Below are 20,890 nucleotides of genomic sequence, written 5' to 3' on the forward strand. Positions count from 1 at the left end.
AGATGGACGGATCAAGCGACCCAAATGCAGCTCGAAAGGCATGGTTATCGGTGTTGTCCAAGGCCCCGGCGACTGACCTTGCAAACCTCTGGACCAAAGCTGGCTACGATCCGGCACACGAGGTGCTGCGTGCCCCGGAGATTGGCGCCGTGATGGTCCGTGGCCGCGCCGGTGCGGTTGGCGCACCGTTCAATCTGGGCGAAATGACCGTCACGCGCTGTTCCATCCGCCTCGCTTCCGGAGAAGTGGGCCATGGCTATGTTCAAGGGCGCGACAAGAACCACGCGACGCAAGCTGCTTTGGCCGATGCTCTCATGCAGACTGTTGATGCAATGGACGTCGACGCCTCAATCATTGCGCCCTTGCGCAAAGCCGCTGAACAACGTCGCGCGACGCGAGGCGCAAAGGCGGCGGCGACCAAGGTGGACTTCTTTACAATGGTACGAGGGGAGGACTGATGGAGCATTCAAGTCTGGCAGGCGGCTTCACCGACCCGCCCCAGGAAAGCGCACAGGCTTTTCGCGGGATCATGCGCGCCATGGCCTGTCCTGGAACGATTTGCGATGTCGCGGGGGCCGTGCCGCCCGCCCCATTGTCCGTCGCGGCAGGGACCGTTCTGATAACCCTCGCCGACCACGACACTGGCATACACTTGGCGGGACATTACAACGTCCAAGCCGTACGCGATTGGGTAACGTTTCAGACGGGCGCGCCTCTGGTTGATGCCGCCAACGCTCAATTCGTTCTGGGAAATTGGGAGGATATCGACCTGTCCAATCTTGCGGTCGGCACCGCAGAATATCCCGACCGGTCGACCACTGTCATTGTCGACCTGCCTGTATTGAAGGCGGAAGGAGCAACACTGCAAGGACCGGGCATCAAGGACGTCGCGCGGCTCAACCTGCCTGGTCTGGAGGCGTTCCAGCGCAATGCTACGCTCTTCCCACTTGGGCTGGACTTCATGTTCACATGCGGGGCGCAAATCGCTGCCCTGCCCCGCAGCACAAAGGTGTCCTGACATGTATGTTGCAGTCAAAGGGGGCGAAAAAGCCATCGACGCAGCCCACGCCTGGCTGGCCGAGGAACGGCGCGGGCCAACAGACATTGCAGAGTTGTCGGTATCGCAGATCAAGGGACAATTGAGACTGGCTGTAAACCGCGTCATGGCCGAAGGCTCGCTCTATGACCCGGACCTCGCTGCGCTCGCAATCAAGCAAGCGCGCGGCGACATGATCGAAGCGATCTTTCTGATCCGCGCCTATCGCACCACGCTGCCCAGAATTGGTGGATCGGCGCCGGTGGACACCGAAAGCATGTCCTGCGACCGCCGCGTGTCGGCCACGTTCAAGGACGCGCCGGGGGGGCAGGTTCTGGGCCCCACCTTTGACTACACACACCGGCTGCTGGACTTCAAACTGGCCGCCGATGGGGATGTGCCCAGCGCGCTCGAACGCCAAAGCGGTGATGGCCCCAAGCCGCACATCATGTCCTATCTGGACCGCGAGGGGTTGATCCAGCCGGAACCGGAGGGCGCGGAAAGTCCGCCGGATCTAACAAGGGAACCCCTCGAATTGCCGGCGGATCGGGCGCTGCGCCTGCAATCTCTGACGCGAGCGGACGAAGGGTTCATCCTTGGCATGGCTTATTCGACCCAGCGTGGATACGCCCGCAATCACGCATTCGTAGCCGAACTCCGCATTGGCACCTGCGCGCTCGAGATGGATATCCCCGAATTGGGTTTTGCGATCGAGATTGGCGAAATTGAACTGACAGAATGCGAGACTGTGAACCAGTTCCAAGGGTCCAAGACGGAGCCACCTCAGTTCACGCGTGGCTATGGGCTGGTGTTCGGCATGTCCGAGCGCAAGGCGATCTCTATGGCGCTGGTAGACCGGGCGCTGCGGTGGGAAGAGCTGGGCGAAGACAATGTGGGGGCACCTGCGCAGGACGAGGAATTCGTCCTGTACCATGCTGACAATATCCAGGCGACTGGCTTTTTGGAGCACATCAAACTGCCCCACTACGTGGATTTCCAGTCCGAGCTTGAACTGATCCGCAAGTTACGGCGCGAGGCAATGGGATGTAACCAGCAGCAGGAGGCCGCCGAGTGACGGACTACAACTTTGCCTATCTGGATGAACAAACCAAACGCATGATCCGACGTGCGATCCTCAAGAGCTTAGCTATTCCAGGTTACCAGGTGCCCTTTGCCAGCCGCGAAATGCCAATGCCTTATGGCTGGGGCACCGGCGGAGTGCAGGTGTCTGCCGCTGTCATGACCCAAGAAGACGTGTTCAAGGTGATTGATCAAGGCGCTGATGACACGACCAACGCCGTATCCATTCGACGCTTTTTTGAACGCACGGCAGATGTCGAAACGACAGAGGCCACAACAGACGCCACGGTTATCCAGACCCGCCACCGCATTCCTGAAGAACCGCTAACAGCAGATCAGATTCTTGTGTACCAAGTGCCGATCCCCGAGCCCCTGCGTTTTCTCGAGCCGTCTGAGGTTGAGACCCGCAAGATGCACGCCCTTGAGGATTACGGCCTGATGCATGTGAAGCTGTACGAAGACATCAGCGCGCATGGAGCCATCGCCACGGCTTATGCTTACCCGGTCGAAGTCGAAGGGCGTTATGTGATGGACCCGTCCCCCATCCCCAAGTTCGACAATCCCAAGCTGAATATGCCTGCCATCCAAATCTTTGGTGCCGGGCGAGAACAGCGTATCTATGCGCTGCCGCCCTACACGCAGGTGGTCAGCCTCGACTTTGAAGACTATCCATTCGAGGCGACCAAAGCCGACCATCCATGCGGGTTGTGTGGATCGACGGACAGTTATTTGGACGAGCTGATCGTCGACGACACGGGCGGGCGCATTTTTATGTGTTCCGACACGTACTACTGCGGCGCGCGCCGGGCCAAGGGTCATGTGGGCGCTGAAGGAACACCCCTTCAGGAGGATGCAGTATGATCAATCAATTGCGTATCTATGACGTTCCACCAGAGAATGCGGGGCCGTTCCTCGACCGTTTTCGCGACCATGCGGCGCGGCTGATGAAGACATATGGGTTTCGTATCCAAGCAATGTGGACAGAGCAAACTGAGGACCGGTTGCGCTTTGTCTACCTGCTGGCTTGGCAGGACGAGGCCGAGATGAAAGATCGATGGGCCGCCTTCATGGCCGATGAAGACTGGGCGCGGATCAAGAAAGAAACTGCTGCACAGCACGGCACATTCGTGCTGGGGATCGAAGACATTGTTTTGACGCCAACCGCGTTCAGCGCAGCGATTGGAGAAGACCAATGACGCCATTGTTGCAGGTCGAAGGGCTGTCCAAGTTCTATGGGCAACGTGTGGGCTGCGCGGATGTAAGCTTTGATCTGTATCCTGGTGAGGTGATGGGCATCGTTGGCGAAAGTGGGTCGGGCAAGTCGACCCTGCTGAACTGCATGGCCGGTCACCTGCCGCCCGACACTGGCCAGGTGCTGTTCAATACGCGCACAGACGGAATGCGCGACACTGTCACGATGAGTGAGCCGGAACGGCGCATGCTCGGCCGTACCGATTGGGCCTTTGTCCATCAGCACGCCCGAGACGGGCTGCGGATGAACGTCAGTGCTGGCGGGAATGTTGGTGAACGCCTGATGGCCGTGGGTGCGCGCCATTACGGCGACATCCGCGATCAGGCCATTGATTGGCTGGGGCGGGTCGAGATTGCTGCTGACCGCATCGACGACCGCCCCCGACAGTTCTCGGGCGGCATGCAACAGCGGCTACAGATTGCGCGCAATCTGGTGACGGGTCCGCGACTGGTCTTCATGGATGAACCAACCGGCGGCCTGGACGTCTCGGTGCAGGCGCGGTTGTTGGATCTGCTGCGCGGGTTGGTGCGCGAGATGGGTTTGAGCGCGATCATTGTGACCCATGATCTGGCCGTTGTGCGCCTGCTCGCTGACCGGTTGATGGTGATGAAGGACGGGCATGTGGTCGAAACGGGGCTGACCGATCAGGTGCTGGATGATCCGCAACACGCCTATTCGCAATTGCTGGTGTCGAGTGTGTTGCAGGTGTGACGAGCAGGACAAACCCGAAGCTTTTGGCAAGAAGAAGATGAACATGATCAGAGTTGAAGACGTCGCCAAATCCTTTGTTCTGCACAATCAAGGCAGCGCAGTCATTCCAGTCATGCACGGCGCATCCCTGACGGCGAGCGCTGGCGAGTGCGTGGCCTTGGTCGGCGCATCGGGCGCCGGAAAATCGACGTTGATGCGCATGATCTACGGCAACTACACCACACAGGCCGGGCAGATTATGGTCGGAGATGTCGATGTCGCGTCGGCCCCGCCACGCGACGTTCTGGCGCTGCGGCGCGAGACGCTGGGCTATGTCAGTCAGTTTTTGCGCGTGGTCCCCCGTGTGCCCACCATCGACGTCGTCAGCGAGCCGTTGCGCGCCGTCGGTGTTGACGCTGAACAGGCTGACGCACGGGCACGCGACCTTCTTATGATGCTGAACATACCAGAACGGCTTTGGTCGCTTAGTCCGACAACCTTCTCCGGTGGTGAACAGCAGCGGGTGAACATCGCGCGTGGTTTTGCATATGACTATCCGGCCATGCTGCTTGATGAACCCACAGCGAGCCTTGATGCAACGAACCGCGCCGTCGTGCTTGAGCTGATTGAGCGCGCAAAGGCACGCGGAGCGGCCATCATCGGCATTTTCCACGATGAAGCCGCGCGCGCGCAGGTCTGTGATCGCGAGGTTGATGTCAGCCTCTTTACGCCGGAGCGGGCAGCATGACCGGGCGTCTCATCGCCGTTGTTGGGCCATCTGGCGTTGGCAAGGACACCGTGATGGACGCCATGTCCAAGGCCGCCCCCAGGCTTGGCCTAGTGCGCAGAGTGATCACCCGCCCCGCAATGTCGGGGGGCGAGGTGTTTGACGGTGTTTCAGAAGCGACGTTTCAGACGATGAAGCACGATGGGGCATTTGCCCTGTCTTGGACAGCGCATGGATTATCCTATGGGATTCCGACATCGGTTGATGCATGCCTCGCGTCAGGTCAGGACATGCTGGCCAACTTGTCGCGCGGAGTGTTAGCGCAGGCGCAATCTCGGTTTCCCGGTTTGATTGTTTTTGCCCTTACAGCAGATCCTGACGTTTTGGCGCGTCGTCTGGCGGCCCGTGGGCGCGAGGACCATGCCGACATTGCAGCGCGCCTTGCACGGGTTGGTGCGGGCCTTCCGGACGGCATCAGGGCAACCATCATCGACAATTCGGGCGCGTTGGAAACCACCGTTCAAAAGGCATTGAACGCGCTTTATCCGGTCAGGGCGTAGCGATGTATCTGATGAAACAGTCCGTTCTCATCTTCTCCCAGCAGGGTCAGGCCGTCTATCCGATAGGGCGACAACTCCAATCCCGCCAAAGCCGGAGTCAAGACGGTCTCTGCTTGCGAAATAGTAGGTTTGTCCAGTTTGCCGGTGAGTGTCAGATGAAACCGGAACTGGTCCAGCACATAAGGGTAGCCCCAGCGCACAAGATGCGCCTCTTGTTCAGCCATCAGGTTTGCACTACGGCGCTTGGCCAGTTCAGCTTCAGTCGGCGGCGCGCGAAAAACGTCAAGCTCTTGCACAGCGCGGGCAGCCAAAACACCAAGGCTACTGGCATCACCACTTGGAACCAGAGCAAGGAAACGCCCGAGGCGCGCCAGTTCAAGGCCATCGAGCGACACGGTCGCGGCATCCGCACACAGCACAGCCAGTGCCGTATTCAATGCATCCAAAGTCTGTCCCTCCGCCAACCTGAAGGGCGGCTTGATCGTCCCGTGAAACCCATACTTACGTGGGGTTTCCGTCACCGCAGCCACATCCAGATCGCCGACGTCAGGGTGCGTGCACCCAACTCCGCTGGCGCTGTCCCATCCCAGCCATCTCGCACCGAAATCAGCCAACGGCGTACCCGGTTCGGGCGTGTAGTAGATGGCGTAGCGCTTAAACATATCCCACCCAATTCCAGTTCGAGATGACAGGCACATGACACAAGACACGATCCTCGCCAACGCCAAGCTTGTGTTACCGACAGAAGTGGTCACAGGGCATGTCGTGCTGCGCGATGGCCTGATTTCCGAAATTGGCACGGGCACGTCAGTGCCTGCAGGGGCTTTGGACTGTGAAGGCGATTTCCTCGCGCCGGGACTGATCGAACTGCATACCGACAACCTTGAGCGACACATCTCACCACGTCCCAAAGTGCCATGGCCGCACGGACCGGCGATCCTGGCACATGATCGGGAACTTGCGGGCACTGGCATTACCACCGTCTTCGACGCCATGCGTGTCGGGTCGATACCATCCGGCAAGGGGCGGTATCTCAAATATGCGCGCGAATTGTCATCCGAAATGCTGGCCCTGCGCGCGCAAGGCGTTCTCAAGATCAGTCACTTTCTGCATTTGCGTGCCGAAATCTGTTCGGAAACCCTTACAGACGAGCTCGCAGAGTTCACGCCCGATGACCGGGTCGGGATCGTCAGCTTGATGGACCACACCCCCGGTCAACGCCAATTCCGCGACATCGACAAAATGAAAGCCTATGTCATGGGCAAGAACAACCTCACCGAAGACGAGTTCGCCGCCCATGTCGAAAAGTTGCAAGATTTGCAGGACAGGCTGGGAGCCAAGCACGAGGCGGCGGCGGTTGCCGAGGCAGGTCGACTGGGCGCGGTCCTTGCCAGCCATGATGATACGACATCTGACCAAGTGACCACTTCCGCAAGGCATGGCGTCGCAGTTGCCGAGTTTCCGACCACCGTGGAAGCCGCAGAAATGTGTCGAGACAAAGACATCGCCATCATCATGGGCGCACCCAACCTGGTGCGGGGCGGGTCCCACTCGGGAAATGTTGCAGCCAAAGACTTGGCTGAACGTGACCTTCTGGACATTCTGTCATCGGACTACGTGCCAGCCGCGCTGTTAATGTCTGCGGTCCAACTCGGGAACATGTGGGGCGATATGGCGCGCGGCATCGCAACCGTCACCCGCACACCTGCCAAGTCAGTCGGGCTTGAGGATCGGGGAGAGATTGTAGTGGGCAAACGAGCCGATCTCGTTCGCTTTGCGCAAATGGATGGCGGTGCCGTAGCCCGCGAGGTGTTCAGCCTTGGGCGGCAGGTGGCTTGACCCGCAAAGTGCGGCCGACACCGAGATGCCGACCGCTTTGGATTTTGACGACCCCGGTGCCTAGAGCAGGAAATCGTCCGTCGACAACAGATCGGCGCTCACCCCTTCCAGCGTGATGGTGGTTCGCCCAAAGCTCACGACCGCGCCGGTTTCACCGTCTTCTACGAAGTCCATGATGTCCCAATGGTCGCGGAAACCGCGCAGCACGATTGTGTCTTCGTCCTGGGTAAAGTCGGTGATGATGTCATCGCCATTGTGGCGGCCGAACACAAAGATGTCTTGGCCCGCGCCACCCGTCAGAACGTCGTCATCCGCCCCGCCGATCAAGCGATCATGCCCGGCACCGCCGTCCAGGGTGTCGTTGCCGCGACCACCTCGCAAGCCATCATGGCCATCACCACCCAGGCCAACATCGTTGCCGCGACCAAGTGCGATCAGATCATTCCCACCTCGGCCAAAGACAAAGTCGTCATTCGCGCCGGTGAAATTGAAGGATCGGCCATCACCGTCGATGATGAAATCGACACGCCCTGGCCCGTTGTCCGGTAGCACATCAACAGGAAGCAACACGCCATCAATCACGTGCGCGATGCCGTTTGAAGCTTCAAGGTTGACCTCGATGATGTTTGGATCGGCCAGGTCAGGGTCGTTGTCGACCAGTTGCGTGCCGTCGACCCCAAGCGTTGCCCCCAGAAGCGTATCCAACGTAGACGCGCCCAGCACGGCTTCTGCATCCTGCGCCCCTGGCGAGACATGATAAAGCAGGATGTCCGTCAAAAGCGGGATTGGATCAGCGCCCGCGCTCAACAACGTCAGCGCATCCACGATGTAGGCAAAGGCGCCACCTTCGTCCGATCCATCAAAGCCCAAGGTTTGCGCCAACCCAACAAAGGCCGCGTCATTGGGGGCAAAGACCGTGAGATCCGCCTCTGGATCATCCAGTGCGCCGGCAAGGCCTGCTGCCTGTACCGCATTCAACAGGATATCAAAGTCTGTGCTGTCTGCGTCAAACACCCCGCCACTCGCCGCAACAAGCCCGGCCAGAGTTGACACTGGCTCCGGTTCCGGCGTGTTCCCCGGAATGTCGATGGGCAAGAGCACACGGTCGATGGCCTGGATCGTGCCATTGGTGGCGGCAATATCGGGCACAACGATGTTGGGGTTTTCGATGTCCGGCTCGGCGTCGATCAATTCACTGCCGTCAGCAGCAAAAGACGCGCCGGACAGAAGAGTGTCAACGGCTCCGGCCGCTGCGATGTCCTCGGCTGACCTGGCGCCCGCTGCCACGTGATAGAGTAGAACATCCGTGAGAAGTGGAATTGGGTCCCCATCTGGGGCCAGCCCGGCCAATGCCTCTGCAATTGCACCGAAGACGGCATTTTCGTCCGACGTGTCGCCGTCAAATCCCAGATCAACCGCCAATTGGACAAAAGCCGCATCCGTCGGTGCAAACACCGTAATATCGTCCAGGTTCTGTACCGTTTCGACAAGGTTCGCGGCGGTCAACGCCTGAACAAGGATGTTGAAATCGTCAGATCCCGCAGCAATCGCAACGATGTTTTGCGTGGTGTCTCCTGCGCCCAGATCTTCGTACCGCACATGGCCGACGTTTACACCGCCTACAACTGTCAGTTCGGTCCCCGCCGGAGGCACGGGCCCGCGATAGGTGAAGAAATCCGTTCTATTATGCTCTTGTTCGATCTCAACCAACGCATACTGGTTGCCGTCTGCGTCCTGAAGATGGAACACCCGCTCAGCATAAAGTCGGCCACCATTGCCGATGTCTTCGCCAGCAGATGTGATCGCTGCGTTCTGTCCGTGGCGATCCAGAGAGAAATCCAGGAAATCGCCACTTAGGAACGGATCATTATCGGACACGGCAAATTCGAGTGTCGCAACAGCCGGCTGCGTGAAAACCGTACCGTGACCCAGATTGCCCTGGGTCAGGTCGCTTTCCGCAAAACCGGTAAAAGTGAACATGTTCATTGACATTTGTCACAGTCCTTCCGGTTTGTGAAAATCAGGGGATGAGCACGCGGTCGATGACGTGGATCACACCGTTCGAGGCCAGAATGTCTGCCTGAATCACGTTGGACTTTTCAACCTTCACGCCGTTGCGACCATCGATGTGGACGTTGGCGCCATTCACGGTGGCGACGCTCAAACGTTGACCGGCAAGATCGGACGACAGGGTTTGTCCCGGCAGAACGTGATAGGTCAGGATGCTGACAAGTTGATCTTTGTTCTCGGGCCTCAACAGATTTTCGACGGTGCCTGCGGGCAGTGCAGCAAACGCTTCATCCGTGGGCGCGAAAACGGTGAATGGGCCGGGGCTCTTTAGCGTATCGACCAGATCGGCGGCCTGCACGGCAGCAACCAATGTGTTAAACGATCCAGCAGCGACTGCGGTATCGACGATATCGGGCTGAGTGTTCGTCTCGGCGCATGCGCCCAGAGTGGCAAGGGCCGCGCCGACGGCGGTCATTTTCATAAAGGAACGGCGTTTCATAGGTGTGTCTCCTCAAAGGTATGGCGCGGGGCCGGATAGAAAGTGGGAATATTTCCCACGCATGGCGAAATGACGCAGGCCCGCCAGATTTCAAGGTTTTACGTGGAAAAATTTTCCACGCGCGATATTGTCGAAGTATGGCAAGAAGCGAGCAAACCAACGCATCCGACGCATTTATGCGTGTTCTCAGGGGGTTACTGCGACCACTGGTGCGCACAATGATTGCACGCGGTTTGACCGCCCCAGCAATCTACAGCTTGCTGAAACGGGTCTATGTCGAGGTTGCAGAAGAGTCATTCCGTCTGGATGACAAACCTTTGACCGACAGCCGGATCGCCCTTTTGACAGGCGTGCACCGCAAAGACATCCGGACCATCAAAGCTGAATACACCGATACGACCGGCCAGACTCGCCGCAACAGTGCGCTTCTTGCGACGGTGATTGGGCAATGGATGTCCGCACCTGATTTTACCGACAAAAATGGCGCACCAATACCACTGCCGCGACAGTCAGATGACGCCGTGAACTTTGAAACGCTTGTGCGATCCGTCAGCCGAGATGTGCGACCGCGAACTGTATTGGATGAACTGCAATTTGCAGGCTTGGTGACCGAAACCAGTGATGGCTTGCTACACCTTAAAGCAGAAGCCGTCGTCGGAACTGGTAACGCGCCGGACAAGGAAGCGTTCTTTGCTGCAAATGTGGGCGACCATTTGGCAGCGGCAACAGAAAACCTGCTTGCCGACACCCCTCCGTTCTTCGAACGTGCCGTGTTCTACAACCAACTTCCACCAGACTCGGTGGACGCGATTGAAACAGCAGCGCGCCAGCAGGCTCAGGCTCTTCTTGAAGACTTGAACAAGCAGTCGAGTGGTTTTCACCATGCCAGCAAAGGGCATGATGGCCCTCGACAACGCTACCGACTGGGCATTTACTTCTATCGAGAAGACGCTGCAGACGCGGAAATAGAAGAGAAGGCCCAAGACACGTGACGCGCTTGACCAGACGGAACACGCTTGGGCTGTTGGGCGGCACCGCACTGACCGCTTGCTCTCCAGCCATCTCAACGTCGCAACTCGGCGACGATCCTTTTGAGGGAGGCATCGGCGGCACCGGGATTGTTGGTTTGATGACAGGCACCGGCAGTGTGCTTGTGAACGGCCTGCGGGTCGAGGTGACATCCGCGACTCGTATTTTTTCCGCAAATGCACGAACCAACGACACTCTGCTCGTACCCGGTCGCACCCTTACAATGCTGGCCCGCGCACGGCTCGGCCGGTTCGAAGCGAAACGCATCGACATCGATGATCCGCTGACCGGGGTGCTGTTGCGCCACGGATCCGGTTTTTCGGTCAACAGCACAACTTTGCACGGTGCTGACAGTGTCAATGCACAGGTCGGCGAGCGGGTCACTGTGAGTGGGATTTGGCAAGCCGATGGATCGGTACAAACAAGCCTGATGCAACGCACATCCAGCCAGGAAGATAGTGTCTCAGGCGTCCTTGAAGGATCAGCGGCCGAGGGGTGGAGTATTGGCCAAACGCCGATTGCTCCACCTCGCGGGCAAAGCTTGATTGCCGGGCAGTTCGTGGTTGCCAAGGGGCAATTCACCCACGGGACCCTTCAGGTCAACTCGCTGCGGTTTGGACGTTTCCGGGAAGGTGGCGGTACTTTGCGACAGCTGTCGGTAGAGGGGTATCTTGAACCGGTGTCAAATGCCCCCGGGTTCCGGTTGGCCGGCTTGGGTCACAGTTTTGACCAACGCCTCCAATTGGCCAGTTTCGCTGACAACCGAGCAGTGTACTTTGGCCCCTACACTGGCCGGTTCGTTGCACGCCGTGCCGTTCTTGTACCCGAGGCGCAAGGCCAGAGGGCGTCACTCTTGCGCCCAGCCGATGGCAAAAGCAGCGCCGCATCGCTTTCGGGTGATCGCGCACGAACAGTCACGACGCGCTGACCGCTAGGCGGTAAACATCGACCTTCGGGCGGCGATCCACTCTGCAATGAAATCAACAAATGCGCGGACACGCGCGCTGTTGCGAAGATCCCCATGCATCAGCACCCAAATACTTCGCCCCGGACCAACCGGCACGCCTGGAACACGCACCAAATCCGGATGCGTGTCACCAAGAAAAGCGGGCACCCATGCCATACCCAAGCCCGCTGCCGCGGCCTCGGTCTGCATAAAGACTTCCGGCAACTTGTGGCGCGGCGTCGCCTTTGGCAGTGGCGTTTGCGCAATCCAAGCATCATCAGACCCCCAACCGATCCAGTGCGCACCCTCTCCGAGCGAAGATACCAAATCAGGATGGGCTGATATGTAATCGGGCCTAGCAAATGCGGCATTGACGTAGTCAACCATCCTGCGCCCCACCAGATCATCATCGATCTGCCTGGCCGCGCGGATTGATACATCTGCCTCTTGTCGCGACAGGTCCGAAATCTTGTTGGTCGCCACCGCATCAATGCGAATATCCGGAAAAAGTTCCGTGAACTCTGCCAGTATCGACACGAAAAAGCCGTGACCAAATGAGGGCGGCAAACTGACCCGCACAATGCCGCTGGGAACACTGTCCAAACCAGTCAGGCGGCGCTGCACTTCCAGCATCCGCTGCTCCATTTCCTGGGCATGCGGAAGCAGTAACTCACCGGGTTGGGTCAAGGCCAAACCGCGTGCGGATCGATCAAACAAGCGGGTACCAAGACTATACTCCGCCCCCTCCAGTGCCCTTGCGACTGTGGCATGATTGACTTTCAACGCGCTTGCAGCACCACGCAGGCTGCCCGCCCGATGAAGTGCCAGCAAGATGCGCATATGATCCCAATTCATCGCGACCTCCATCCAAGCGGATCGTTGCCGATCCGCCATGCTGAACTATTCGCTGCATCGCACGGAAAATCAACGCACTACACTTTCCTGTGTGGCCTGTGGTTCTGTCGCCAATTCCTGACAACATGGGCTCAGACAAACAGATGAGATGAACGTACCCTTCGCCACCCAAGGAACATCGCAGTCATGACCACACTCTCCCCTTCTCTGGCACCAAACGAGGTAACGAACCTGTTTTCCCGCACGCGCGCGCGCACCGACGCGTTGGCTGCCCCCCTAACCGCCGAAGACATGATGCTGCAAAGCATGGAAGACGCCTCACCAGCGAAATGGCACCTCGCCCACACCACTTGGTTCTTTGAAGAGTTCATTCTGAAACCAAGGATGCCGGGCTACACATCCCCCGATGATCGCTTCGCGTTTCTGTTCAATTCGTATTACACGCAGGCCGGACCACGTCACGCGCGTGACCGGCGGGGGTTGGTATCGCGCCCTGGCGTTCAGGAAGTCCAGGCATACCGCGCACATGTCGAAGACAGTTTGGAAGACCTGTTGGCAGCCTCCCGTGATGATGCCGATGATATTGCCGCTCTGGTCGAGTTGGGCTGCCACCACGAGATGCAACATCAGGAGTTGCTGGTCACGGACTTGCTGCACGGGCTGAGCTTCAATCCACTTCTGCCGGTCTACAAAGACCCCGAACCGCTTCCCGTCACATCCGAAGTACCGCTCACCTTTACCCGATATGATGGCGGCCTTGTTGAGATGGGGCATGATGGGATCGGCTTTGCATATGATTGTGAGGGGCCGCGCCACAAAACCTATGTTGCCCCGTTCGACATCGCCGATCGCCCCGTCACCAACCGGGACTGGATCACATTCATGGAAGACAATGGCTATGATGACACCCGGCACTGGTTGATGGAGGGACATGCCGTCGCCCAGCGGGAGGAGTGGTCACACCCCCTGTATTGGTGGCAACAAGACGATGAATGGTGGACCTTCACCTTGCGCGGTCCGCAACCGGTGGCCCTCGATGCCCCGGTTGTACATGTCAGCTACTACGAAGCAGAGGCCTTTGCACGATGGGCTGGCGCACGTTTACCAACGGAGGCTGAACACGAGATCGCCTTTCGCGACACTCCCATCCAAGGCAATCTGATGGGCGACGCAGGCGCGACCGGAGCATTGCGGCCCCTACCAGGTCCAGGCGTCTGGGGTGATGTTTGGGAATGGACTGCGTCGGACTTCAGCCCATATCCGGGCTTCCGACCACCCGAGGGGGCGCTTGGCGAATACAACGGCAAGTTCATGGTGAATCAGCGCGTGCTGCGCGGTGGGTCTTGCGCGACACCACGCGAGCAGATGCGGCCAACATACCGCACATTCTTCTACCCTCATCAACGCTGGCAAATGTTGGGCCTGCGCCTGGCACGGGATGTATCGTAATGGACGGCACACTCCAACTTGCGGCACGTGATTCAACAAAAACCAATGCATTGATCACAGATGCGATTGCAGGCCTGACTGCACCGCAAAAATCACTCAGCCCAAAATGGTTGTACGACCATAATGGCAGTGCGCTGTTTGAACAGATCACGCAGCTGCCCGAGTATTATCCCACACGAACCGAGGCGGGTATTCTCCGCGACAACGCTGCGGCGCTGGCTGCTCTCGTCCCGCACAATGGTGCACTCGTTGAACTGGGATCAGGCGCGTCGGTCAAAACCCGAACATTGCTGGATGTCGGGTCGCATTTCGGCAGCTATGTGCCTGTCGATATCTCGCGGGATTTCCTGATGGAGACAGCGAATGATCTTCAAAACCGCTATCCAGCCTTGAGCATTGCACCGGTGGTTGCTGACTTCTCGGCCCCGGTCACATTGCCTGATGACCTGGCAGGCATTCCCAAAGTTGGCTTTTTCCCCGGGTCGACGATTGGCAACCTCACGCCTGACCGTGCACAGGCTCTACTGACAGGGGTCCGTGCCTGGAATGGGGTCACCGCATTCATCGTCGGCATGGATATGGTCAAAAATATCAGTGATCTTGTAGCAGCGTATGATGATGCCCAAGGCATCACCGCCAAGTTCATCGGAAACATCCTTGTGCGACTGAACCGAGAAGCGGGTGCAAATTTCGACACCCAAGCATTCAAGTACCGAGCCAGCTGGGATCCAGCCTTGGCACGGATCGACATGCATCTTGTCTCGTCCCGCGATCAGAACGTTACACTCGCTGGAACGACCGTCGCATTTGAAGCAGAGGAAGCGATCCATGTCAGCGCGGCCCGTAAATACACACCCGACAGCTTGCGTGCTCTTGCGCTAAGTGCCGGATGGGACGTTGCGGTGCGTTACGCGGATGCGGCCGACAGGTTCTCAGTAGTCGTTCTCACGCCTCGCATGTGACGGATGCACAGCACGCAAACGGTTTGCAAAATCACTTGCACCGGTTATCCACCTCGATCTCATAAAGGTGGGTAACCGCGCTCAGTTGTTCCGTCGATTGTGAACTGAAGTCACGCCATGCTGCGGCTGGCAAGATTTATCGGCGACCAAGGAAAGCCCTATGGCTGTCGTAGGCTGGCATTGGCAGGCACCGCGTGGTGAAGGCCAAGGGGGATTGATGGATCACGGTAATATCCGCCAAGGCTTTTGTATCGTACAAGAGATGGAGACCTTCGCCAAAGACACGGGAAACCGCAATGACGCACCCACTGCTAACAAACTCCGATATCACCGCCTACCAGCGAGACGGCGTTGTTCTGATCCGTGGGCTGTTTGCCCCTTTCGTCGAAACACTGCGCGCAGGCGTGGCAAGCAATATGGAGGAGCCCGGACCCTATGCAGCGGAAAACCTGAAGAAGGGCGAAGAAGGCCGGTTCTTTGACGACTATTGCAACTGGACCCGCATCCCGGAGTTCAAGGAAGTGATCCATGCGTCAGAGGCTGCAGCAGTTGCCGCCGAGCTCATGGGCTCGTCCCGTGTCCAGATGTTTCACGACCATGTTCTGGTAAAAGAGCCGGGAACCTCGAAGCCAACTCCGTGGCATCAGGACGGGCCGTACTACTTCGTAGAAGGACGGCAGACCGTCAGTTTCTGGTCACCGCTCGATCCTGTTGAGGACGCGTCGCTGCGGTGCGTTGTTGGATCACAGCGTTGGAAAAAACCAGTACTGCCGACCCGTTGGTTGGCCGAAACAAGCTTCTACCCGGATGAAGACGCATATCAGCCTGTGCCAGATCCCGATGTCGAGGGTATGGACGTACGCGAATGGCAGATGGAGCCTGGTGATGCTGTCGCCTTCAACTTCATGACGCTGCATGGTGCGCGGGGGAATCAAACCGCCAATCGCAGGCGCGCCTTCTCTCTGCGCCTCGTTGGAGATGACGCGCGTTACGTGTCGCGCCCGGGACCAACCTCCCCTCCCTTCCCAGGCCACAACATGAAGGATGGCGAACGTTTGCGCGAAGACTGGTTTCCAGTCCTGCTTGATCGTGAGATCGCATGACAGCGCTGTGAAGAGTGGCGATCCCTGAAGGACTCGAACCCTCAACCTGCTGATTAGAAGTCAGCTGCTCTATCCAGTTGAGCTAAGGGACCGCTGGTGTTGTCATGCCGCAGTGCGGCCTACAGGGCAAGCGTTCAAAGCTGCCGTGTCATGAAAACACTCAGTGGATCCACAACATAGTCGCCAAAGGGCGGGCACTCGGTGAATCCATGCGCTGCGTAAAGCGCGCGGGCGGGCGCAAACATATCCTCCGATCCTGTTTCAAGGCTGACGCGGGTCAGTTCAATGCCCCGTGCGTGGTCCAGCAACGCCTTCAGCACGGCGCGCGCCACGCCACGTCCCCGCGCTTCGGCTGCCGTGTGCATCGATTTCAACTCGCCATGGCCGGGTTCAATGATGGCCATTGCCCCCACACCCATGACAATCCCACCTTCGCGTGCAGCAAACAGTGCCACATCACGCTCCAGCAAAGTGCCAGGTTCCATAACGTGACAGCTTTCCTCAGGCGACGATGCACGCATCAGCTCAAAATGGCGCAGAAGCAGCGCCTGTACGTCAGCGTTGGCTGGGGTATCCAAATCGATGACAATCATCATGGCGAACGTAGTGAAGGCATCAGGGATTTGAAACTTAAAAAAGTCATGTCCTTCGTCTGACGGCGAACGTTAATGCAGTTTTGGACAGGCAACGCAAAAGCCGCTACTCCAAAGGCAACATCAGTCCAGCACGAGCCAAACGATCCGTAACGTCCAAAGTCGTCCTTCACCTTTCCCACAGGTTTTCGCGAACCTTTTATCACTAGCCATACCTCGGGCTGCATGCGCGTATTCAGGATTTGATCGCGGCAAGAGGGGGCAACATCGAGGTGCGCAGTCGCGACGAACGCCTGCGCGATCCGCTTAGAACGGATTGGTCCGACCTGCTGGAATCGGATTGCTTACACATCGTCGAAAACGGGCTGGTCCAACAACCAGGCGTGCTGAACACTACACTCGCTTACCTGCCGCCGTTCTACCATCTTGATCCGCGCGGCGTGCTGGCCCACAGCTCTGCCGGGCATGCCCGTTTTGATCCAGCGACAATCGATCAAGGGCAAGCAAAAAAACTCTTGGACAATCTGCAACACCGTTTTGTCGAAAGAAGGTGGTCTCGCTATGACCAGCCGAAAGAGCGTAGCGCAATCCCGGAAGGTTGTGTTGCCATCTTCCTCCAAGGTGACACACCACAACGTTGGGGCACCGCACATTGCGATCCTGAGGTCATGGTACGCAGTGTCGCCGCTCAGGCAAAGGATCGGCCGGTGGTGATCAAGGCGCACCCGTCTTTCAACCCCAAGGCTGAACAGCAGATGATCCATGCCCTGCAAGCCGAAGGTTTGAAACTGATCCCAACACACGCAAACATCCACGACATCTTGGCTGCGTGCTCTGTCACAGTAACATTTAATTCGGCCGTGGCACTGGAAGGTTTCCTTCATCACAAGCCCGCCATTCTGTTCGGCAAGTCGGACTTCCACCACGTATGCGAAACAGTAATCGATCCCGAAAAATTCCACGACCATCTTACTCGTGCGCTGTCTGCGCAACATGATTACCAACACTTTCTGTACTGGTACTTCAGCACCTTTTGCCTCGCCCTGGACCATCCCGGTTTGGACATGGATATCCTTCAGGCCTTCACCAATCAGGGTTTTTCACCGGACCGGCTGGGCTTGCGCGCTGGTCCTTGGGAATTCGAACGTGCATCCAATGCGATCAGAGCGGCGAAGACACTAACCCGTTATTTGAAAGATCGTCCCGGTGTCCGATCAGTTCGCATTCTCGAAACCCTCAAATTCTCATCCAAAAGCTGGGTGTTCAGCGCAAAGCTGAATGGCGAAAGGGTCGTGATCAAGCGCTTCTTCAACGAGGCTAGCGCACACACGGTACGCAGTTTGAACGGCGAACTATTCAGACTGGAAAAAACGTTTGCTGATAGCGACTGTCAAGCGAACCGTTGCCTGATAGCATGGCCCGAGGATGGGATCGCAATCCTGTCACACGCTCCTGGTCCTCGGCTTGATAAGAAAATTGCAGGTGCGCAAGGGCGCTCGCGTCAGAAACTCCTGCAACATGCAGGCCGCTGGCTCGCGACTTACCCGGGCGATCGACGACGCAGCTCAACCTTCGGGCCGGGGTTCTGGATCAAGCGCTGCTTGTCCCGCGATCACGATGCAATTGCGCCGGAGGACCGTGCCCTCCTTGATCGAATGATCGCCGCGCTGCGCGTCCAGAACGATCACGTCAAAGGATGTTCAGTGGTTCAAGCCGCGTCACACGGAGACTATGTGGGCATGAATGCGCACTACCACCGCGGCACCATCTGTGGCGTCGACATCCATGGAGAATACTGGGGTGCGTTGGCGCGCGAAGCGGCGCGGTTCCTTGTTTGGCAACAAATCCACGATAGCGCCCGACCCAGCGAGCGAACCCACGGGTTGGCAACGCAGGATGTTCAGGCTTTCCTGTCCAGTGGCGTCCTGCCACAGATCGAACATGACACAACCTTCCCCTTCTTTGCAGGCGAACAACTCTATGGCCGATTTGTCGAGGATTATCACCGCACCGATATTCGGGCGAACACACGGGCAGCAATGACAAGTTACCTGAGCCAACACTGCAAATAAAAACGGCGCCACATCGGGCGCCGTCTTCAAACTCTACCGGTTTGGCCCGGGTCAGACCTTACCCTTCCACGGGATCAGCCAGTTTTCCAGCGCACGCATGCCAACTTCGATGGCAAACCCGATCACACCGATGATAATAATGCCAACGATAATGATGTCGGTCAGCTGAAACTTGGACGCCGTCACGATCATCTTGCCGAGGCCAACATTGGCGGCGACAAGCTCTGCCGCAACAACTGTGCCCCAACACACCCCCATAGCCACCCGCGCACCGGTGAAGATGTCGGGCAGCGAGTTGGGAACAATGACCTTGGACAGAATCTGCCATTTCGACGCGCCCAATGAATAGGCCGCATGGACCTTTGAAATGGCCACACCGGAAACACCGGACCGCGCTGCGATAATCATGATCCACAATGCCGCTAGGAACAGCAAGACAACCTTACCGACCTCACCAATCCCGAACCAGATGATGATCAGCGGGATCAAGGCAAGGGGCGGAATGGGGCGCATGAACTCGACAATCGGATCAAACCAACCCCGCGCCCAGCCCGTCAGACCCATCGCATAACCAATCGGAACACCGACAATTGCACCGATGAGAAACCCTAGAACAACACGCTTCAACGAAAACCAGGTGTGCTCAAGCAGGGTGTAGCCTTGATAGCCTTCCTTGTTCAGCCAGATGAAGCGCTGGAACACGACTTCGGGTGCAGGCAGGTAAAGACGTGCCATGCGCAGACCCACAGCTGGCTCGAACGTGGGCGTACCCTTGTCCGTCAGGCCAATTGTGCCTTCGCCCACCTTGATCGACTCACCAGGCGCGATAGGCTCCCCATTGATGGCAAGGATAGACGAACCGTCTCTCTTCGACACCTCGTCATTGGCCCAAACGTTGACCACCTTGAAAGAATAGCGGGCGACGGTCAGGCTGTCATTCTTGGCAAACCCGTCACCCGGCTCGACCTCGGCCGCTTCGGGCTCGCGTCCCGGGTTACCCTCATCATCAAGGGTTTGTTGAATGTCCTCACGATAAACCCGCATCGTGACAGTCGCGTCGTCGGTGGTGCCATCTTCCAGCTGTGCTGTGTAGGTAAAGCTCATATCACCCGAGAACGGCCCTGGAAATTTGGGCAACGGAATAACAGAGTTGGTGAACGCTACCCACAACCAGAACACCGTGATTACCGAGATGACAGAGGCCACTCGGTTTGCCGTAATCGCGCTTTCGTCACCAAAGGTAACGGTTTTCAGCTTGTTAAAGCCCTTCTTCTCAAAGGCGCTTTTGAACACGGCCTTTGCGAGGAAGAACGATCCGAAAAATGCGCCAACATACAGCGCAAGAACAAGTAACCCAGTCATGCGCTTTCCTCCGTACGGCCCATAATCTCTTCTTCCATGTTCCAGATCATCTCGAGAATTTCTTCCCGCGTCGGCCCATAGTCTTTGTGCTTCTTGACTTCACGTAGATCGTTGCCGACGCCCATATCCGCAAATGGCAGGCGGTATTCTTTGTGCACACGACCCGGACGCGGGGCCATCACCAGCAGGCGTTCACCCAACAGCAACGCCTCTTCGACGGAGTGCGTAATCAGAATGATCGTCTTTCCCGTATCCTTCCACAGGTCCAGCACAAGGCTCTGCATCTTTTCTCGGGTCAGCGCGTCCAACGCGCCCAAGGGTTCGTCCATCAGGATGACATCGGGGTCATTTGCCAGACAACGGGCCAGGGCCACACGTTGCTGCATCCCGCCGGACAGTTCGTAAACCGCCTTTTCCTTGAAGTCCTGCAGGCCAACCACATCCAGAAGGTGTTCCACCTTCTCCTTGCTTTCGGCGCGGCTCATGCCCTTCATGTCAGGGCCAAAACTCACGTTGTCCCGCACGCTCATCCATTCAAACAGCGCGCCTTGCTGGAACACCATGCCGCGTTCCGGACCGGGGCCGTGCACCACTTCTTCGTTCAGCTGAATGTTGCCTTCGGTGGGAGCGAGAAAGCCCGCAACAATGTTCAGAAGCGTGGTTTTACCACAGCCCGAAGGGCCAAGCACGCTCATCAGTTCACCGGATTTGATGTCCAGCGTCACGTTCTTCAACGCCTGCACATGCCCGCCATTCGGCAGATCAAAGCGCATCGAAATATCATTTATGAGAAGTCCAGACAATTGGTGCCCCCTCTTGCCAGGGT

The 20,890-nt window shown here is 57.8% G+C and carries 22 protein-coding genes and 1 tRNA gene; 15 read left to right on the top strand and 8 right to left on the bottom strand.

Annotation, left to right across the window (positions count from 1 at the left end; genetic code table 11):
- Positions 1–2 precede the first annotated feature (2 nt).
- Genes phnG through phnN form a run of 8 tightly spaced genes read left to right on the top strand, consistent with a single transcriptional unit; the run spans position 3 to position 5,345 of the window.
- Positions 3–458, top strand: a complete 456-nt coding sequence (gene phnG, locus AC53L6_RS01265; protein WP_299599891.1) for a phosphonate C-P lyase system protein PhnG — start codon at positions 3–5, stop codon at positions 456–458.
- Entirely contained in the window at positions 458–1,018 is a 561-nt protein-coding gene (gene phnH, locus AC53L6_RS01270; RefSeq protein WP_496906514.1) for a phosphonate C-P lyase system protein PhnH, read from the top strand. Before phnG ends, phnH begins: the two co-directional genes overlap by 1 nt.
- 1 nt (position 1,019) lies before the next feature.
- Positions 1,020–2,111 carry a carbon-phosphorus lyase complex subunit gene (locus AC53L6_RS01275; RefSeq protein ID WP_496906515.1) on the top strand — a complete coding sequence of 364 codons (1,092 nt, stop codon included), beginning with the start codon at positions 1,020–1,022 and terminating at the stop codon, positions 2,109–2,111.
- Positions 2,108–2,977, top strand: coding sequence for an alpha-D-ribose 1-methylphosphonate 5-phosphate C-P-lyase PhnJ (locus AC53L6_RS01280; RefSeq protein WP_496906516.1), 870 nt, complete (start codon positions 2,108–2,110; stop codon positions 2,975–2,977). The genes AC53L6_RS01275 and AC53L6_RS01280 overlap by 4 nt, the downstream gene beginning before the upstream one ends.
- A complete protein-coding gene (locus AC53L6_RS01285) occupies positions 2,974–3,312 on the top strand; it encodes an NIPSNAP family protein (protein WP_496906517.1) in 339 nt (112 codons plus the stop codon). The genes AC53L6_RS01280 and AC53L6_RS01285 overlap by 4 nt, the downstream gene beginning before the upstream one ends.
- The gene (gene phnK, locus AC53L6_RS01290) at positions 3,309–4,079 is read left to right on the top strand and encodes a phosphonate C-P lyase system protein PhnK (RefSeq protein ID WP_299208692.1); all 771 of its coding nucleotides are present in this window, start codon (positions 3,309–3,311) and stop codon (positions 4,077–4,079) included. The genes AC53L6_RS01285 and phnK overlap by 4 nt, the downstream gene beginning before the upstream one ends.
- A 43-nt stretch (positions 4,080–4,122) precedes the next feature.
- On the top strand, positions 4,123–4,806 hold the full coding sequence (phnL, locus tag AC53L6_RS01295) for a phosphonate C-P lyase system protein PhnL (protein WP_496906518.1): 684 nt from the start codon (positions 4,123–4,125) through the stop codon (positions 4,804–4,806).
- Positions 4,803–5,345, top strand: a complete 543-nt coding sequence (gene phnN / locus AC53L6_RS01300) for a phosphonate metabolism protein/1,5-bisphosphokinase (PRPP-forming) PhnN (protein WP_299744497.1) — start codon at positions 4,803–4,805, stop codon at positions 5,343–5,345. The genes phnL and phnN overlap by 4 nt, the downstream gene beginning before the upstream one ends.
- On the opposite strand, the gene AC53L6_RS01305 is transcribed toward phnN, so the two are convergent.
- Positions 5,327–6,007, bottom strand: a complete 681-nt coding sequence (locus tag AC53L6_RS01305) for a DUF1045 domain-containing protein (protein ID WP_496906519.1) — start codon at positions 6,005–6,007, stop codon at positions 5,327–5,329. The genes phnN and AC53L6_RS01305 overlap by 19 nt on opposite strands.
- Before the next feature lie 34 nt (positions 6,008–6,041).
- Here AC53L6_RS01305 and AC53L6_RS01310 point away from each other — a divergent pair, with 34 nt between their 5' ends.
- Positions 6,042–7,184: an alpha-D-ribose 1-methylphosphonate 5-triphosphate diphosphatase gene (locus tag AC53L6_RS01310; protein WP_496906520.1), complete on the top strand. Its 1,143-nt coding sequence runs from the start codon at positions 6,042–6,044 to the stop codon at positions 7,182–7,184.
- Between the two features lie 60 nt (positions 7,185–7,244).
- Here AC53L6_RS01310 and AC53L6_RS01315 read toward each other — a convergent pair whose 3' ends face one another.
- The gene (locus AC53L6_RS01315; RefSeq protein WP_496906521.1) at positions 7,245–9,176 is read right to left on the bottom strand and encodes a fasciclin domain-containing protein; all 1,932 of its coding nucleotides are present in this window, start codon (positions 9,174–9,176) and stop codon (positions 7,245–7,247) included.
- Positions 9,177–9,204: 28 nt separating this feature from the next.
- On the bottom strand, positions 9,205–9,693 hold the full coding sequence (locus AC53L6_RS01320) for a fasciclin domain-containing protein (RefSeq protein ID WP_496906522.1): 489 nt from the start codon (positions 9,691–9,693) through the stop codon (positions 9,205–9,207).
- Positions 9,694–9,869: 176 nt separating this feature from the next.
- Between AC53L6_RS01320 and AC53L6_RS01325 the strand changes: the two genes are divergently transcribed.
- Both AC53L6_RS01325 and AC53L6_RS01330 read left to right on the top strand, forming a co-directional pair.
- Positions 9,870–10,685 carry a DUF6502 family protein gene (locus AC53L6_RS01325; protein WP_496906977.1) on the top strand — a complete coding sequence of 272 codons (816 nt, stop codon included), beginning with the start codon at positions 9,870–9,872 and terminating at the stop codon, positions 10,683–10,685.
- Positions 10,682–11,650: a DUF5666 domain-containing protein gene (locus AC53L6_RS01330; protein WP_496906523.1), complete on the top strand. Its 969-nt coding sequence runs from the start codon at positions 10,682–10,684 to the stop codon at positions 11,648–11,650. Before AC53L6_RS01325 ends, AC53L6_RS01330 begins: the two co-directional genes overlap by 4 nt.
- A gap of 3 nt (positions 11,651–11,653) precedes the next feature.
- Here the strand turns inward: AC53L6_RS01330 and AC53L6_RS01335 are convergent, their stop codons facing one another.
- A complete protein-coding gene (locus AC53L6_RS01335; RefSeq protein WP_496906524.1) occupies positions 11,654–12,523 on the bottom strand; it encodes a LysR family transcriptional regulator in 870 nt (289 codons plus the stop codon).
- Positions 12,524–12,700: 177 nt separating this feature from the next.
- Between AC53L6_RS01335 and egtB the strand changes: the two genes are divergently transcribed.
- From egtB to AC53L6_RS01350, 3 genes are all read left to right on the top strand, one after another.
- A complete protein-coding gene (egtB, locus tag AC53L6_RS01340; protein ID WP_496906978.1) occupies positions 12,701–13,972 on the top strand; it encodes an ergothioneine biosynthesis protein EgtB in 1,272 nt (423 codons plus the stop codon).
- The gene (gene egtD, locus AC53L6_RS01345) at positions 13,972–14,934 is read left to right on the top strand and encodes an L-histidine N(alpha)-methyltransferase (protein ID WP_496906525.1); all 963 of its coding nucleotides are present in this window, start codon (positions 13,972–13,974) and stop codon (positions 14,932–14,934) included. The genes egtB and egtD overlap by 1 nt, the downstream gene beginning before the upstream one ends.
- A gap of 296 nt (positions 14,935–15,230) precedes the next feature.
- Positions 15,231–16,037, top strand: coding sequence for a phytanoyl-CoA dioxygenase family protein (locus AC53L6_RS01350; RefSeq protein ID WP_496906526.1), 807 nt, complete (start codon positions 15,231–15,233; stop codon positions 16,035–16,037).
- A gap of 15 nt (positions 16,038–16,052) precedes the next feature.
- Here AC53L6_RS01350 and AC53L6_RS01355 read toward each other — a convergent pair.
- Positions 16,053–16,129, bottom strand: a tRNA-Arg gene (locus tag AC53L6_RS01355).
- A gap of 42 nt (positions 16,130–16,171) precedes the next feature.
- A complete protein-coding gene (locus AC53L6_RS01360; protein WP_496906527.1) occupies positions 16,172–16,633 on the bottom strand; it encodes a GNAT family N-acetyltransferase in 462 nt (153 codons plus the stop codon).
- Between the two features lie 239 nt (positions 16,634–16,872).
- Here AC53L6_RS01360 and AC53L6_RS01365 point away from each other — a divergent pair, with 239 nt between their 5' ends.
- Positions 16,873–18,702 (top strand): capsular polysaccharide export protein, LipB/KpsS family, encoded by a 1,830-nt coding sequence (locus AC53L6_RS01365; protein WP_496906528.1) that lies wholly within the window; start codon positions 16,873–16,875, stop codon positions 18,700–18,702.
- Positions 18,703–18,753: 51 nt separating this feature from the next.
- On the opposite strand, the gene AC53L6_RS01370 is transcribed toward AC53L6_RS01365, so the two are convergent.
- A complete protein-coding gene (locus tag AC53L6_RS01370) occupies positions 18,754–20,064 on the bottom strand; it encodes an ABC transporter permease (RefSeq protein WP_496906529.1) in 1,311 nt (436 codons plus the stop codon).
- Positions 20,061–20,867, bottom strand: coding sequence for an ATP-binding cassette domain-containing protein (locus tag AC53L6_RS01375; RefSeq protein ID WP_299208729.1), 807 nt, complete (start codon positions 20,865–20,867; stop codon positions 20,061–20,063). The genes AC53L6_RS01370 and AC53L6_RS01375 overlap by 4 nt, the downstream gene beginning before the upstream one ends.
- Positions 20,868–20,890: the final 23 nt, after the last annotated feature.

The organism is Tateyamaria sp. LSS28, assembly GCF_059611725.1.

Bases quoted from the DNA above. Each gene is read 5' to 3' on its own strand.
- egtD (WP_496906525.1), top strand. From the start codon at position 13,972: ATGGACGGCACACTCCAACTTGCGGCACGTGATTCAACAAAAACCAAT.
- AC53L6_RS01360 (WP_496906527.1), bottom strand. From the start codon at position 16,633: ATGATGATTGTCATCGATTTGGATACCCCAGCCAACGCTGACGTACAG.
- AC53L6_RS01370 (WP_496906529.1), bottom strand. From the start codon at position 20,064: ATGACTGGGTTACTTGTTCTTGCGCTGTATGTTGGCGCATTTTTCGGA.
- AC53L6_RS01320 (WP_496906522.1), bottom strand. From the start codon at position 9,693: ATGAAACGCCGTTCCTTTATGAAAATGACCGCCGTCGGCGCGGCCCTT.
- phnH (WP_496906514.1), top strand. From the start codon at position 458: ATGGAGCATTCAAGTCTGGCAGGCGGCTTCACCGACCCGCCCCAGGAA.
- phnL (WP_496906518.1), top strand. From the start codon at position 4,123: ATGATCAGAGTTGAAGACGTCGCCAAATCCTTTGTTCTGCACAATCAA.
- AC53L6_RS01325 (WP_496906977.1), top strand. From the start codon at position 9,870: ATGCGTGTTCTCAGGGGGTTACTGCGACCACTGGTGCGCACAATGATT.
- AC53L6_RS01315 (WP_496906521.1), bottom strand. From the start codon at position 9,176: ATGTCAATGAACATGTTCACTTTTACCGGTTTTGCGGAAAGCGACCTG.
- AC53L6_RS01310 (WP_496906520.1), top strand. From the start codon at position 6,042: ATGACACAAGACACGATCCTCGCCAACGCCAAGCTTGTGTTACCGACA.
- AC53L6_RS01305 (WP_496906519.1), bottom strand. From the start codon at position 6,007: ATGTTTAAGCGCTACGCCATCTACTACACGCCCGAACCGGGTACGCCG.
- phnG (WP_299599891.1), top strand. From the start codon at position 3: ATGGACGGATCAAGCGACCCAAATGCAGCTCGAAAGGCATGGTTATCG.
- AC53L6_RS01335 (WP_496906524.1), bottom strand. From the start codon at position 12,523: ATGAATTGGGATCATATGCGCATCTTGCTGGCACTTCATCGGGCGGGC.
- AC53L6_RS01275 (WP_496906515.1), top strand. From the start codon at position 1,020: ATGTATGTTGCAGTCAAAGGGGGCGAAAAAGCCATCGACGCAGCCCAC.
- AC53L6_RS01350 (WP_496906526.1), top strand. From the start codon at position 15,231: ATGACGCACCCACTGCTAACAAACTCCGATATCACCGCCTACCAGCGA.
- AC53L6_RS01285 (WP_496906517.1), top strand. From the start codon at position 2,974: ATGATCAATCAATTGCGTATCTATGACGTTCCACCAGAGAATGCGGGG.
- phnK (WP_299208692.1), top strand. From the start codon at position 3,309: ATGACGCCATTGTTGCAGGTCGAAGGGCTGTCCAAGTTCTATGGGCAA.
- phnN (WP_299744497.1), top strand. From the start codon at position 4,803: ATGACCGGGCGTCTCATCGCCGTTGTTGGGCCATCTGGCGTTGGCAAG.